This is a genomic window from Henriciella marina DSM 19595 (assembly GCF_000376805.1).
Taxonomy (GTDB): Bacteria; Pseudomonadota; Alphaproteobacteria; order Caulobacterales; family Hyphomonadaceae; genus Henriciella; species Henriciella marina.
In genome coordinates this window covers 581189-595082 of record NZ_AQXT01000002.1, presented here as the reverse complement: position 1 = coordinate 595082, position 13894 = coordinate 581189, and the positions used below count along the sequence as shown (strand labels likewise).

Annotated in this window: 16 protein-coding genes; 11 read left to right on the top strand and 5 right to left on the bottom strand. The window is 60.1% G+C overall.

Features of this window, described 5'->3' with window-relative positions; genetic code table 11:
• Positions 1 to 17 precede the first annotated feature (17 nt).
• Positions 18 to 1220: a deoxyguanosinetriphosphate triphosphohydrolase gene (locus tag F550_RS0103015; protein WP_018147051.1), complete on the bottom strand. Its 1203-nt coding sequence runs from the start codon at positions 1218 to 1220 to the stop codon at positions 18 to 20.
• Between F550_RS0103015 and erpA the strand changes: the two genes are divergently transcribed.
• From erpA to F550_RS0102990, 5 genes are all read left to right on the top strand, one after another.
• Entirely contained in the window at positions 1219 to 1545 is a 327-nt protein-coding gene (gene erpA, locus F550_RS0103010) for an iron-sulfur cluster insertion protein ErpA (RefSeq protein WP_018147050.1), read from the top strand. The two genes, F550_RS0103015 and erpA, sit on opposite strands and share 2 nt — an antisense overlap.
• A 132-nt stretch (positions 1546 to 1677) precedes the next feature.
• Positions 1678 to 2337 (top strand): lipid-binding SYLF domain-containing protein, encoded by a 660-nt coding sequence (locus tag F550_RS18355; protein ID WP_018147049.1) that lies wholly within the window; start codon positions 1678 to 1680, stop codon positions 2335 to 2337.
• 135 nt (positions 2338 to 2472) lie between these two features.
• The gene (locus F550_RS0103000) at positions 2473 to 3144 is read left to right on the top strand and encodes a nitroreductase (protein ID WP_018147048.1); all 672 of its coding nucleotides are present in this window, start codon (positions 2473 to 2475) and stop codon (positions 3142 to 3144) included.
• Between the two features lie 228 nt (positions 3145 to 3372).
• Complete coding sequence (locus F550_RS0102995) at positions 3373 to 4416, top strand: PAS domain-containing sensor histidine kinase (RefSeq protein WP_018147047.1); 1044 nt, start codon at positions 3373 to 3375, stop codon at positions 4414 to 4416.
• 38 nt (positions 4417 to 4454) lie between these two features.
• Positions 4455 to 4829, top strand: a complete 375-nt coding sequence (locus F550_RS0102990; RefSeq protein WP_156807804.1) for a C40 family peptidase — start codon at positions 4455 to 4457, stop codon at positions 4827 to 4829.
• A gap of 19 nt (positions 4830 to 4848) precedes the next feature.
• On the opposite strand, the gene F550_RS0102985 is transcribed toward F550_RS0102990, so the two are convergent.
• The gene (locus F550_RS0102985) at positions 4849 to 5250 is read right to left on the bottom strand and encodes a DUF983 domain-containing protein (protein ID WP_018147045.1); all 402 of its coding nucleotides are present in this window, start codon (positions 5248 to 5250) and stop codon (positions 4849 to 4851) included.
• A gap of 54 nt (positions 5251 to 5304) precedes the next feature.
• Complete coding sequence (locus F550_RS0102980) at positions 5305 to 6111, bottom strand: TerC family protein (RefSeq protein ID WP_018147044.1); 807 nt, start codon at positions 6109 to 6111, stop codon at positions 5305 to 5307.
• A gap of 146 nt (positions 6112 to 6257) precedes the next feature.
• Here F550_RS0102980 and F550_RS0102975 point away from each other — a divergent pair, with 146 nt between their 5' ends.
• The 4 genes from F550_RS0102975 to F550_RS0102960 all read left to right on the top strand — a co-directional run bounded on the left by F550_RS0102975 (position 6258) and on the right by F550_RS0102960 (position 10814).
• On the top strand, positions 6258 to 6935 hold the full coding sequence (locus tag F550_RS0102975; protein WP_018147043.1) for a nitroreductase: 678 nt from the start codon (positions 6258 to 6260) through the stop codon (positions 6933 to 6935).
• Between the two features lie 65 nt (positions 6936 to 7000).
• The gene (locus F550_RS0102970; protein WP_233348979.1) at positions 7001 to 8200 is read left to right on the top strand and encodes an HlyD family secretion protein; all 1200 of its coding nucleotides are present in this window, start codon (positions 7001 to 7003) and stop codon (positions 8198 to 8200) included.
• The gene (locus tag F550_RS0102965) at positions 8197 to 9849 is read left to right on the top strand and encodes a DHA2 family efflux MFS transporter permease subunit (RefSeq protein ID WP_018147041.1); all 1653 of its coding nucleotides are present in this window, start codon (positions 8197 to 8199) and stop codon (positions 9847 to 9849) included. The genes F550_RS0102970 and F550_RS0102965 overlap by 4 nt, the downstream gene beginning before the upstream one ends.
• A gap of 68 nt (positions 9850 to 9917) precedes the next feature.
• Positions 9918 to 10814: a CHAD domain-containing protein gene (locus F550_RS0102960; protein WP_018147040.1), complete on the top strand. Its 897-nt coding sequence runs from the start codon at positions 9918 to 9920 to the stop codon at positions 10812 to 10814.
• Here F550_RS0102960 and F550_RS18350 read toward each other — a convergent pair.
• The gene (locus F550_RS18350) at positions 10800 to 11450 is read right to left on the bottom strand and encodes a squalene/phytoene synthase family protein (protein ID WP_169332239.1); all 651 of its coding nucleotides are present in this window, start codon (positions 11448 to 11450) and stop codon (positions 10800 to 10802) included. The two genes, F550_RS0102960 and F550_RS18350, sit on opposite strands and share 15 nt — an antisense overlap.
• A gap of 63 nt (positions 11451 to 11513) precedes the next feature.
• On the opposite strand from F550_RS18350, the gene F550_RS0102945 reads away from it, so the two are divergent.
• Positions 11514 to 12119, top strand: a complete 606-nt coding sequence (locus F550_RS0102945) for a superoxide dismutase (protein ID WP_018147038.1) — start codon at positions 11514 to 11516, stop codon at positions 12117 to 12119.
• Positions 12120 to 12121: 2 nt separating this feature from the next.
• Here F550_RS0102945 and F550_RS19475 read toward each other — a convergent pair whose 3' ends face one another.
• A complete protein-coding gene (locus F550_RS19475) occupies positions 12122 to 12253 on the bottom strand; it encodes a hypothetical protein (protein WP_267878939.1) in 132 nt (43 codons plus the stop codon).
• A 145-nt stretch (positions 12254 to 12398) separates the two neighbouring features.
• Between F550_RS19475 and F550_RS0102940 the strand changes: the two genes are divergently transcribed.
• Positions 12399 to 13886, top strand: coding sequence for a DEAD/DEAH box helicase (locus F550_RS0102940; protein WP_407637655.1), 1488 nt, complete (start codon positions 12399 to 12401; stop codon positions 13884 to 13886).
• Positions 13887 to 13894 lie beyond the last annotated feature (8 nt).

Here is a 13894-nt window from a genome sequence, read left to right as displayed (position 1 = left end):
TTCTTTGCGCCCCACGCTCAGACCATTCCTTCAATACTGAACACCTTCTTGTGCAGGTCGATCGCATAATTGTCCGTCATTCCAGCGATGTAGTCACAGACAAGTCGCGCGCGGCGGGCTTCCGGGGCCTGCTCTGCATCCTGGCGAAGGGGTGGCGGCAGTATATCGGGCTCTGTGAGAAAGAGCTCGAACAGCTCTTTCAGCACTCTCTTGGCCTGGCTGCGCATGCGGTTCACCTTGTAATGCTTGTACATCCGCTCGAACAGGAAAGCGCGAAGTGCGCGCTGCTGCATGTCGAAATCTTCTGAAAAGGCGACCAGCGGCTCCGGCAGGGCACGAACCTCTGCGGCCGATTGCGGATTATGCCGCGCAACCCGCCGCTCGGTCTCTTCGATGAGGTCATCGATCCAGAGGCCAATTAGCCGGCGCACAGCCTCATAGACCGTGCGCTGGATATCCAGAACCGGATGCTCCAGCCGAACCGAGCGGAAGACATCACCCACCACTGGCAGGTGAAGCATGTCGTCAATGCTGAAAAGACCCGCCGCAATGCCGTCATCGATGTCGTGATTATTGTAGGCGATATCGTCGGCCAGCGCGGCGATCTGGGCTTCCGGTCCCGCAAACTGGTCCAGTTCCAGTCTGTCGAGAAAAGGAAAGTCCCGAAAGGCGGCCGGCAGCGAAGATAGCGGCGTTCCGTCTGTGATCAGCGGCCCATTATGTTTGACGAGGCCTTCAAGCATCTCCCAGGTAAGGTTGAGGCCATCAAAGTTCGGATAGCGCTGCTCGAGCCTGACCACGACGCGCAAGGTCTGCGCATTATGGTCGAAGCCTTCATAGGCCTCCATGCAGGCGTCGAGCTGGTCCTCGCCCGCATGCCCGAATGGCGGGTGGCCAAGATCGTGCGCCAGCGCCATCGCTTCGGCCAGATCCTCATCCACACCCAGCCTGCGCGCCACAGAGCGAGCAATTTGTGCAACTTCCAGAGAATGGGTGAGACGGGTGCGATAATGGTCACCCTCATGCGCCACAAAAACCTGAGTTTTTTGCTTTAAGCGCCTGAATCCAGAAGAATGTATGATGCGGTCACGGTCGCGCTGAAAAGGGGTGCGGGTGGCTGATTCAGCCTCATTGTGGAAGCGCCCGCGGGAGCTTTCCCACAGTGTTGCAAACACCGCTCTCTTTTCTGGAAGCGCAGGTTTACCTATCTTGTGAGTCATGAGCGACGTCACCCTTTCAGAGAATGCTGCCCGGCGCATTAATGCGATTCTGGCAAAACAGTCCGACAAGGACTACCTTCGCGTGTCAGTCGAAGGTGGTGGCTGTTCGGGCTTTTCCTACAAGTTTGATCTCGAAGACACGAAAAACGATGATGATGTCATCGTGGAGCGCGATGGCGCGCAGGTGCTTGTCGATGAGATGAGCATGGAGTTCATGCGCGGCTCAGAGATCGACTTCTCAAACGAACTGATCGGCGCGGCTTTCAAAATAAACAATCCGAACGCGACGGCGGCCTGTGGCTGCGGGACAAGCTTCTCTCTCTGAGGGACTACGAGCCCGGGCACGGCCAGCAACTACATTTTTTGGAACACGCCCCGCCTGTGAGGGTTTGTTCTGCCATACCAAGCTTTGGGCATTGAGGCCCGGAGCGAACGCAAGTTCAGGAGGCAGAACGCCATGACCCTATCCAAGAAACTTCTTCGAAACTCGACGCTTGCCGCAGGCGCAGCAGCGCTGCTCGCAGGTGCCCCGGCCCTCGCGGACAACCACAAGGAACACAGCGAGCAGGCCTACAAGTTCGAGAATGTCCAGGAAGCCAAGGCGACCTTGGACAATTGCCGTACCGTCGCTGAGACCTGCGGCGCAGACATCGACGCGGCTGCTGGCGTACTCGTTTTCCCGGAAGTCTGGAAAGCCGATCTCATCGTTGGCGGCGCCGGCGGTGAAGGCGTTCTCTTCATCGATGGAGAACCGACCGGCCAGTACTATATCGGCAAGGGGTCCGTTGGCCTCCAGGCTGGCGTTGACAAATCCCAGATGGTCTACGTCTTCCAGGAGCAGGACGCGCTTGATGAGCTGATGGATGGTGACGAATGGGAAGTCGGCGCAGCCGCCGGCGCAACCGTCGTTGACGCCGACGCCAATGCGATGGCCGCGACAGGCGATCCGCGTATCTACATCATCAATGCAGAAGGCCTGAATGCAGAGCTGAGCGTCAACGCGCTACGCATCTGGCATGATGATGAGCCGGAAGCCGAAGACGATGATGACATGATGGACCATGACGATATGGACCATGATGACGACGACATGATGGATATGGACGGCGACTACTAAGTCTCTGAAATCCATGACCGATTGGAAGGCGCTCTTCGGAGCGCCTTCTTTTTTGCGTCCTGTTCGCGGCCTTGCCCTTCCCTTCCCCAGCGTCGCTGTCCTAGACCGCTGTCCTCAAGCAAGGAGAGCCAACCCATGGATGTGAGCCAGGCTGTAAATCAGCGCATTTCGACGCGCGCTTTTCTCGACAAGCAGATCAGCGCCGAAGAGGTCCGCGAGTGGCTGGCAGCCGCTCAGCGCGCGCCGTCAGGTGGCAATTTGCAGCCCTGGCGTGTCATCGCGCTGACAGGTGAGGCCAAGCAGGAGGTCGTCGATCTGGCGCAGAAATCCCTCGCGGAGAGCCCCAGGGGCGAGAAGACCGACAGGCCGATCTACCCAAAGGAACTGTGGGAACCTCATGAGGCCCGCAGGCGCCGTGTCGGGGAAATGATGTATGAAAAACTGGAGATCCCGCGCGAAGACAAGGCCGCGCGCATCCAGTGGTTCTCACGCAATTTTCGCTTCTTCGACGCGCCGCTGGCGGTCTTCTTCGTGATCGATGAGCGCATGGGCCATGGCCAGTGGGCCCATACCGGCATGTTCATGCAGACACTCGCCCTGCTGGCCGAGGAGCGCGGCTGGGGTAGCTGTTTCCAGGAATGCTGGGGCATGCTTCGCTCGACGCTGAAGACCCATTTCGATCTCGGCGAAACCGAAATGGTCTATAGCGGGATGGCGGTTGGCTGCCCGGACCCTGATCACGCGGTAAACCAGCTACGTGCCGAGCGGGCAGATGTCGATGAGTTTGCGGAGCTAAAAGGCTTCTGATCGCCGCGGAATTATCCTCGGGAAACTGATGCCAGATCGCCCCAAAAAACGCGGTGTCCCCACGGTGTCGTGGCGGTGTCACGGCGGTGTTCTGAGGCCTCACTTCTGCTGTACCTGTTCGCGTCAGGTCTGATGACGACGACTGAAATCATAAATTCCTGAAAAAACTGGAATTCCACCCTCATTTCTTTAATCTTGGTGGGGTGAACGACCTATCGGAAGATTTTCATGACCAATGAACTTCAGAGGGCGAGCCTGACATGGAAGGTTTCGCCCGACATGTTCTGTATCCTGGACCGTGAAGGCCGGTTCGTTGCGGTCAACCCAGCCTGGAAAGCGACGCTCGGCTGGTCGAAAGGGGAAATTGAAGGCAAGGCGTTTGTCGACTTCCTCCATCCAGACGATGTGGAACGCTCGCTTGAAGCATTCGAGGTCGTGAAAACTGGCAAGCCGGTGCTGCGTTTTGAAAACCGTTATCGGGCGCGCAATGGTGACTATCACTGGTTTTCCTGGGTCGCGGTTCCGGATGAAGAGCGGTTCTATTGCACCGTACGGGACGTGACCGAAGACAAGGACCGCATTGAGCTTCTCAGGCAGAAGGAAGCAGATGCGGAACTGAAAGAGGTCTTTCTCGCCGTGCTGGGCCATGACCTGCGTAACCCACTCGCGGCGCTTGAATCCGGGATCCGCATTCTTTGCAGGAAACTGGAAGACGAGAAGCTCGGCGCGGTGCTGCAGCAGATGCAAGGAAGCACGACCCGCATGTCGGAGCTCATCGACAATGTCATGGACCTTGCCCGCGACCGGCTGGGCAGCGGCATGGGGGTCGAGCGTGAGCCGACGGCGGGTCTCGCTGATGATCTCAAACAGGTGATCGAGGAGATCAAGGTCAGTCACCGCGATGTTGCTATCCGCCAGAACATCAACATTCAGGGCGAGGTGACATGCGACGCGTCACGTATTGGTCAGCTCTTGTCGAACCTTCTTGCCAATGCCGTGATGCACGGCGACCCGGCACAGCCGATCGATGTCCAGGCATCAAATCAAGACGGCCGGCTGACGCTGTCTGTTGCCAATGGCGGCGACCCGATACCGGACGATGCGCTCGAGCATCTTTTCCAGCCCTTCTTTCGCGGAAAAGTTCGTGACAGCCGTCATGGTCTTGGGCTCGGACTTTATATTGCCCACCAGATCGCAATGGCGCATGGCGGCACGCTCGATGTGAAGTCGGATGCGCATGAAACGCGATTCACGCTCGACATTCCCGGTTGAGGCTTGACGGCGCGGAGAAACGAAATTATCGTTTTTCGATGAACTCAAGCTTTGATTATCGTCCCGGCGACGTCATTTCTGTGCCCTTTGGCGGCGTCTTTCGTCACTACGGGATCGTAACCTATGGCGGCCGCGTCGTGTCCAATACGCGTGTTGGCGGCGGTGTGGTCACACAGACGCTGGTTGAGTTCTCATCCGGCCGCGAAATCCGGCGCCATGGCTGGCAGGAAGGCAATGACTTCCTGGCCGTGGACCGCGCCCATCGCAAACTGGGTGGCGACTATCACCTTACCGGATCAAACTGCGTCCATTTCGCCCGCAGCGCCCGCAGCCGGAAGCCGACCGTGACTCAGGTGGCTCGCGGCACGTTCGAGGCGTTTCGCGACATGCTCGGCCCGCGAAGACGGAGCTGATCGCAGCCCAGCTGCGCGCCTAACCTTTCCAGTTTTTTGGCGGGGTACCGTGCTTGCCGGTGCTCTCCCATTGCGCTTCCTCGGCCTTGTTGGCGAGCTGCAGGTTGAACAGAACCGCCTTGAAGCGGGGCAGAAGCGCCAGGGCGACACCGATCATGCAGACCAGCAGCACGGCGAAGAGCACGACCTTCAACCAGATCGCCATCTCCAGCATGGGCAGGATGAAGTAGAAGGGCGCGAAGACGATCATGATCAGAAAGCCGACAAAGAAGGCTGGGCCATCGGCGGTATCGGCAGAGCGGAAATCCTGTCCACAGGCCGGGCATTCATCATTGAAGACAAGATAACGGCCAAAGAGGGCGCCTTCGCCGCAGGTCGGGCAGCGTAGCTTTATGCCGCGAAGAATGGGTTGATGTGTCATGCTTCAATATGTGGCGCTTTCACGGCGGCTGCGGAAGTGCGTCGCGAGCGCGCATCAGGGCGTGTCTGCGCGTCTTTCTGTGGCTGGCTCTGTGGTCTTGTTCTTCTTTCGCGCGACGAGGTTCAGGACTTCGACGAAGACCGAGAAGGCCATTGCAGCGTAGATATAGCCCTTGGGCACATGAACGCCGAAACCGTCTGCGATGAGCACCATGCCGATCATCAAGAGGAAGGCGAGCGCGAGCATTACGACGGTCGGGTTCGCGCTGATGAAGCGCGCAAGCGGTCCGGCAGACAGAAGCATGACCAGGACGGCCACAACGACCGCTACGACCATGATCGGCAGATGATCGGTCATGCCGACCGCAGTGAGGATGGAGTCGATCGAGAAGACCATGTCGAGCAGGATGATCTGGGTGATCGCGGAAGCGAAGCCGAGGCCTGCCTTTCCGCCGCCAAAGACGGTCTCGCTTGGTTCAGGATCGATGGTGTGGTGGATCTCGGTCGTTGCCTTCCAGACGAGGAACAGGCCACCGACGATCAGGATGATATCGCGCCAGGAGAAAGCGGTTTCGAAGGTCACTTCGCCATGCTCTCCGGGTGGGCCGGAAATGCCGAGGTCGATCATTGTAGAGGTAAGACCCACAATCCAGGCGATGGCCGCGAGCAGAACGAGCCGCAGGCCGAGGGCAAGGCCGATACCGATCTGCCGTGCCATCGGGCGCTGCTTTTCCGGCAGCTTGTTGGTCAGGATGGAGATGAAAACGAGATTGTCGATGCCAAGAACGATTTCGAGCACGATCAAAGTTGCCAGCGCCGCCCAGGCCTCTGGCATTGCAAATACCGCGAAAAAGTCAGCCATTATTTTCCCTGCTCCAACAGTCCTCGAGTAGAAATGTTGCGGAGCTCGGCAAGGTTCCAGTTCCAGGGCTCTTGGCTGCCGCTGGGGTAGCCGACTAGCTTGCAGCCCAAAGACAGCCGATTCCGGCGCGTGGAGGAGAAGACAGTATGGATTTCGAAACAGTCGTTCGCGAGCGCCGCAGCATTCGCGGGTATCTGGACAAGCCAGTGCCAAAAGAACTGATCGAGGAAATCCTCGAAATCGCGATGCGGGCGCCAACCTCCCTGAATACGCAGCCCTGGAATTTCTATGTCGTCGCCGGAAAAGTGCTCGACAAGATTCGAGAAGGCAATGTCGAGCGCAACCTTGCCGGCGTTCCGCATAGCCGTGAGTTCCGACTTGGCCCGGACTATGCCGGTGAACACCGTGAGCGCCAGATCGGCATCGCCAAACAGCTTTTTGCGGTCATGGGCATCGAGCGGCACGACAAGGACGCGCGGATGGACTGGGTGCTGCGCGGCTTTCGTCAGTTCGACGCGCCGGTGTCGATCGTGATCACTTATGACAAGTCGATCCAAGGCAGCGATGTCGCGCCGTTTGATTGCGGCGGTGTCGTCAATTGCCTGGTCAACACGGCCTGGTCCAAGGGCCTGGGCTGCGTCATCAATAGCCAGGGCATCATGCAGAGTCCGGTTGTCCGTGAACATGCAGGCATAGCTGACGATCAGGTCATCCAGACCTGCGTCGCAATGGGCTGGCCAGATCCCGACTTTCCGGCAAACTCCGTCATCTCGGAGCGCAAGACTGTTGCCGAAGCGGCAACCTTTCGCGGCTTTGACGACTAACGCGGTCGAGCGCGTTCGAGTTGCCTTCGCGTCATGTCTCGAACAGGCGCTCGAACTGTCGTTAGATGGCTTCAGGGACGGAAACCGGAAGGCTACACGCGACAATGGATGGCGGGGCCGCACAGACTGAATCAGGCGGTGCCACAGGCATCGCAGAACGCCGCCCGTGGCTGACGGCGCGGCGCATCCGGCTGGCGTTTATTGTCGCTGGACTTCTGATCGCCGCAGTCTTCCTGTTCCGGTTCCTGAGTGAGCGCGCGCGTTATGTGTCGACAGCCGATGCGCGGGTCGCCTCTGACATGGTGGCAGTCTCCACCGACATTTCCGGGCGGATCATGCGGGTTGCGGTGGGCGAAGGCGAGAGGGTGTTCGAAGGCGATACGCTGTTCGAGATAGACAGGCGGGAAGCCGAATTGACGCTGGCTCAATTTGAAGCCGAGGCCGACCGGCTGCGTGCCGAGATCGCGCGTGAAGAAGCGCGCGCGGGCCTGTCCACCTCCAAGGCGGGCAGCGAAGTCGCCGCGCGCCGGGCGGGCACGGCGTCCGCGGGCGCTGCTGTCGCATCTGCGCAGTCCGATTACGCAACCGCGCAGTCAGACTTTGCGCGCACGCAGGATCTATTCGAGCGCGGCCGGGTCACGCAGGCCGCCCTGGACCGGGCGCAGAATGCCCTCGATACCGCAGAACAGGGCCTGCGCCAGGCGGAGGCCGATGCGCAGCGCGCAGCCGCCGAACAGCGAACGGCCAGTATCGAAGGCGAGGAAGTCGCGCTGATCGAGCATGATCTCTCAGTGCTGCGCGCAGCGTTGCGCCAGGCAGAGGCCCGTGTCGCGGCCCAGGGAGTGGTTGTCGATCAGCACACAATCCGAAGCCCGATAGACGGCGTGGTGGACGAGATTTTCTATGATGCAGGTGAGCACTCGCTGCGCGGATTTCGTATGGCGCTTGTTCATGATCCGGATGCGGCATGGGTGTCGGCCAATATCAAGGAAACCGAAATCCGCCATGTCTCGCCCGGGGCGCCCGTCCGTGTCGAGATTGACAGCTATCCAGGCCGTGAATTCGAAGGCCGCGTGACCAGCATCAATGATGCCACACTGGCGGAAGCAGCCCTGATGCCCAATCCGAATGCCAACGGCGTCTTCACCAAGATCACGCAGCGTATCTCGGTACGGATCGACGTCGAGGCGCCTGACACGCCTCTCCGGCCCGGGACGATGGCCACGGTACAGATCGAAAAAGCCGATCCGGGAGACGGCGGGTGAGCGTTGGCGCACGGACGCCGCGGCCAAAGGCCTTCCGCGCGCCCCTGCCCCTGCCAGACGACATTCCGCCGCTTGCCAACCAGCCGATCCGCGACCGGTTCGCGCAATTTGGATCCGGCTATCGCTGGCTGCTGCTGTTCTCGATGCTGATCGGGTCGATGTCGACGCTGCTGGCCGCTACGACGATCAATGTCGCCCTGCCCGCGATTATCGGTGCATTCGGCCTTGGACAGGACCAGGCCCAATGGATGTCGACGGCCTTTCTGGCCTCATCGACAATCGCCATGCTGGCCAATGCCTGGGCCATGTCCACATTCGGACCAAGGTCCACCTATATATTCGGTATGCTGATCTTTGTCGCCGGATCGCTGCTCGGCGCAGTCAGCGATACGCTGGCTTTGCTTATCGTATCGCGGGCGATGCAGGGAATGGCGGCGGGGCTACTGCAGCCCATGTCCATGTTCCTGATCTTCCAGACTTTCCCCGACAAGCAGCGCGGTACGGCGATCGGGATTTTCTCCATCGGAGTTGTGCTGGCGCCCGCTTTCGGTCCGGCACTGGGCGGAATTGCGGTGGACCTTTCAAGCTGGCGGCTGGTGTTTGTTGCGACCGTGCCATTGGCGCTTCTGGCACTGGCGGCCGCGCCGCTCCTGATGCCGCGCGCGGACCCGGTGCAGCAGGCGGAGAAACGCCCACTCGACTGGCAGGGGCTGATCCTTCTCAGCCTGTCGGCCGTGTCTCTTCTGTCGGGGTTCGCAGGCGGCAACCGCGATGGCTGGGATTCCGATATCTCACTCATCAAGTTCACCATTGGCGTTCTTGCCGCCATCGCCTTCTACTTCTGGGAACGGCGCCACCCCTTCCCCGCGCTCAACCCGAAAATCTTCACCTATCGCCAGTTCTGGTCGGCCGGGCTCATCATCTCGGCAACCGGTGTTGCGATCTATGGCTCCACTTACATGATCCCGCTCTTTGTCCAGCTCGTGCAGAATTATTCGCCAACCGCGGCGGGCGTGATGATGATCCCGGCGGGCCTGGCCATGGTGATCGGCTTTCCTCTGGCCGGGCGGCTCACCGACCAGGTGGACACACGCTGGCTGCTCGCCTTCGGTATCATCTCCTTCGGCATGTCAGCATGGCTGTTGTCGCATGTGACGGTAATGACGCCCTACTGGGTTCTGGTCTGGTGGATCGTGCTCAGCCGCGTCGGGATCAGTTTCTGCATGCCGCCGGCGAATACGACAGCTGTGCGCGCGGTGCCGCCGCCCCTGCTGGCGTCCGCGACGGGCGGGGTGTCCTTTCTTATGCAGATTGGCGGGGCGTTTGGCGTCAATCTGCTGGCGATCCTCCTGCAGCGACGGCTCATCTTTCATGGCGAGCACCTTGCCTCTGCGGTCAACGAATCCAGTCCGCAGCTCTCCTATGCCCACGTCCAGATTGCGCGGGAGATGGAACGCAACGGCCTGCCGCAACTTCCGGCCTTTCAGTCGGCTTTTGGGGAGCTTGGGCGACAGATTTCCGTGGAGGCGAGCGTCTATGCCTTCCGGGACTGTTTCTTCGTGATTGCGGTCTGGTTTGCGATTGTCCTCTGCTTTCTGGCGTTCATGCCGAAGCCAAGGCTCGAAGCCTCACAGGCGGCGAAGACCTGACCGGGGTTTGGAACGCGGGCCCTGGCGGCGAGCTTTCCTATTGACCGAAGCACGCACGAGGACCGCACATGGCATATTCATTCAGACCGGCAGACGAGAGCGTAGAGGCCGGGCTCAAACGCGTGGCACGAAGCCAGATCGAGTCCGGGCTGGAGCATCTGCGCGACGAAGAGCTGCCGCAGGAAGAGAAAGTTCACGAGATCCGCAAACGCTGCAAGAAGATGCGCGGGCTGCTGCGGCTCGTGCGGCCCTGTTTCGACGGGTATAAGGCGGAGAATGAATGCTTCCGCGATGCGGCCCGCACACTTTCCAATGTGCGGGACGCGAGTGCCGTTCTGGAAACCGTGGATGAGATCGAGATCCGCTTCGCCGATGAGCTGAAGAAAGCCGCGCTGAAACCGCTGCGCACACAGCTATCTGCCGACAGGGACGAGCTCGACGAAACCGAGATCGAAGAGACGCTCGCCGACATGCGGCTGGTCTTTCGCGAGGCGCTGGACCGGGTGGACGGCTGGACGCTTAGCGCCGAGGGCGCCGAGGCTGTGTCGGAAGGGGCGGCGAAGACCTACAAGCGCGCTGTGAAAGCCATGGCGAAGGCAGAGTCTTCCGGCGTGGCGGAGGATTTTCATGACTGGCGCAAGCGCGCGAAATATCACTGGTTCCATCTCCGGCTTGTCAGAAAGGCGTGGCCACCCGTGCTGGAGGCGTATGCCGACGAAGCTCATCACCTCTCGAACCTGCTGGGCGACCATCATGATCTTCATGTCCTCACGAAGGCAGCCGAGCGCCAGTTTGGCAGTCGCGATGAGACCTTTGAACTTGTGGGCAGCCTGTGCGCGGCACGCCAGAAAAGCCTTGCCGATGATGCCCTGCAGCTCGGCAGGAAGCTTTTCTGGGCCGACAAGAAGGCGTTTGAAGACGAGGTTGGGACGCTGTGGCAGGCAAGCCGGTCAGAGCCAGCCTGACATCACCGCACGCAGCACGCAGAGGCGTCTGGCAAGTAAACTCGCCGGCTTTTCGCGGCGGTAGAGTTTGCGGAGCCGGAAATGGGCGATGGCGGGCCGGATGCTGGCGGGCACGCGTATTGGGCGGGGCGGGCCGGCGACGTCCTCTCCCCTGCGTCTGGCTGCAAAGAACGGCGCAAGCGTTTCGATCTCGGACCTGCAATCGACGGCGGGATCGATGATACGGGCGGCAAGCAAGGCCATCTGCGTTTCCGGCTCAAGGCTTCGATCGCGGCTTTCATAGGCGGCCTCATAGGCATCGACGATCTGCACGAGATCATCCGCCCTCAGCACGGTTTCCGCCAGCATGTGCGCGATGGCGGTGGCAACATCGTGGGCGCGCGGGGGTTTGCCTTCCTTCAGTTCCTCGAGCGCATCGCGCCACCACTGAAAGCGGATCGCGCCCATGGTCGGCTCCGTCACGATCAGGCGCACACGCGCCAGTTCCCAGCAGAAGCCGTACAGCGCCACCAGTGACCGGCGGCCGGATTCGCTTGCATATCGCGATGATAACCAGCGGTCTTCATCGCCTGTGCGAAGGCGACGATCGATATTTGCCCAGATTTCAGGCGCTGCCGGGGTGGAACTAAACGTCATGGCAACCATATCTGTCAGGAAGCGCCTGAAAAAAAGGCGGCAAATCAGCAAGGAGTTGACCCAATGGCTTTTGACCTACCCCCACTTCCCTATTCACGTGATGCGCTGTCCCCTCATGTCTCCGAGGACACACTGAACTATCACTATGGCAAGCACCACCAGGCCTATGTGAACAACCTCAACAAACTGATCGACGGCACCGCGCACGCAGATGCGCCGCTTGAGAAGATCATCAAGGATGCGTCGGGCGACAACTCCAAAGCGGGCCTGTTCAATAACGCTGCCCAGGTCTGGAACCACACTTTCTACTGGCATTCGATGAAGCCAGACGGCGGCGGCAAGCCGAATGGCGCGATCGCCAAGAAGATCGACGAGGACTTTGGCTCCTACGAAGACTTCGCCAAGGAATTCAAGGCAGCAGGCGGCAGTCAGTTTGGCTCCGGCTGGGCATGGCTGGTCCTTGCCAATGGCAAGCTGGAAGTCCGCAAGACGCCAAATGCCGAGACGCCTGTCACCGATGAGGGCGCAACGCCGCTACTGACCATGGATGTCTGGGAGCACGCCTATTACCTCGACTATCAGAATGCGCGTCCTGACTACATGCAGGCCTTCCTCGACAATCTGGTTAACTGGGACTTCGTGAACCAGAACCTGGCCGACGCCAGCTAGGTCTATTCAAGACGTTCAGTATTCGGTGGCCCGTCTTCCTTGCCGAAGACGGGCCATTTCTTTGGTGAGACAGCCAGCCCCTTTCGCACATGCGGAAATTCGGCTATGGCGGCGCCATATGTTCTTCCGGGCATGGAAAAGCGCCCGGACCATAGCTGTCATACGGACGGCTTAATTCCGAGCGTACACATCCATCCTCCGAAAGAGACACATTTGACCGACACAGAAAACGAAATTCCGAAGACCACCTTTGCCGCACTTGGCCTTGGCCCAAAAGTCATGCAGGCGATTGAAGAGTCCGGATACACAACGCCGACCCCTATACAGGCAAAAGCAATTCCGCAGATCCTGCTGGGCGGCGACGTTACAGGCATCGCGCAAACCGGTACCGGCAAGACGGCCGCTTTCGTCCTGCCCATGATCCACCGGCTGGAACGCGGCCGCGCCCGGGCCCGCATGCCCCGCACACTGATCCTTGCGCCGACGCGTGAGCTCGCCGCGCAGGTTGCCGAGAACTTCGAAAAGTATGGCAAGAATCTGAAGCTTGAAATGGCGCTGCTTATAGGCGGTGTGTCGTTCAAGGATCAGGAACAGAAGCTGATGCGCGGCGTCGACGTGCTGATCGCGACGCCAGGCCGCCTGATCGACCAGTTCGAACGCGGCAAGATCCTGCTGACCGGTGTAGAAATCCTCGTCATCGACGAAGCTGACCGCATGCTGGATATGGGCTTTATCCCTGACATCGAGAAGATCTGCGCCATGCTGCCACCGCGCCGCCAGACGCTGCTCTTTTCGGCGACCATGCCGCCAGAGATCAACAAGCTCGCCCAGCGCTTCCAGAAGGACCCGATGAAGATCGAGGTCGCGCGCCAGGCACAGACCGCTGAAACGATTACGCAATATGTCGTGAAGCTCTCGCGCGGCGACGACAAGGCGAAACGCACGGCGCTGCGCCACATCATCAATGCGCGCAATGTGAAGAACGGCATCGTCTTCTGTAACCGCAAGCGCAATGTCGACATCGTCGTCAAATCGCTGATCAAGCATGGCTTCGACGCCGCCGCCATCCATGGCGATCTGCCGCAAGCCTATCGCACGCAGACACTCGACCGTTTCCGGGATGGCACGCTCAAACTGCTGGTTGCCTCTGATGTCGCCGCCCGCGGGCTGGACGTTCCCGATGTAAGCCATGTGTTCAACTATGCCCCGCCTCCGAAGGATGAGGACTATGTCCACCGCATCGGCCGGACCGGACGCGCCGGACGCGAAGGCGAAAGTGTTACCATTGTCACGCCAGAGGATGAAAAATCCTGGGAAGGCGTCGTCAAGCTGATCGGTCAGGACGTTAAAACGCTCGACCTGCCAGGCCTTGCTGAAGAAATTGAAGCCCTGCCTGAAGATACAGGCGGACGCGGACGCGGCAGAGGACGCGGGCGTAGCAGCAGCAGCGGAAGTAGCCGCCGCGGCGAGAGCGGCGGCGGTTCAAGCGGCAACAGTTCCGGAGGCGGACGTGGACGCTCACGCGGCGGCGCAAAGACGGCGTCCAGCGACACCCCGGCCGAAAAACCGCAGGCCAAACCGCAAGAGCCTGCTGAAAAGGCCGCGCCAAAACAGGAAGACCGGCCCGCCGCGGAAAAGAAACCGCGTCAGGCAAGATCAAGCTCACGCGGAAAGTCCGGCAAATCGGATAAATCCGACAAGCTTCAGCCTGCCTCGGACGGCGTTCGCGGCTTCGGCAATGATGTCCCGGATTTCCTGAAGCGTTAGACCTGCCT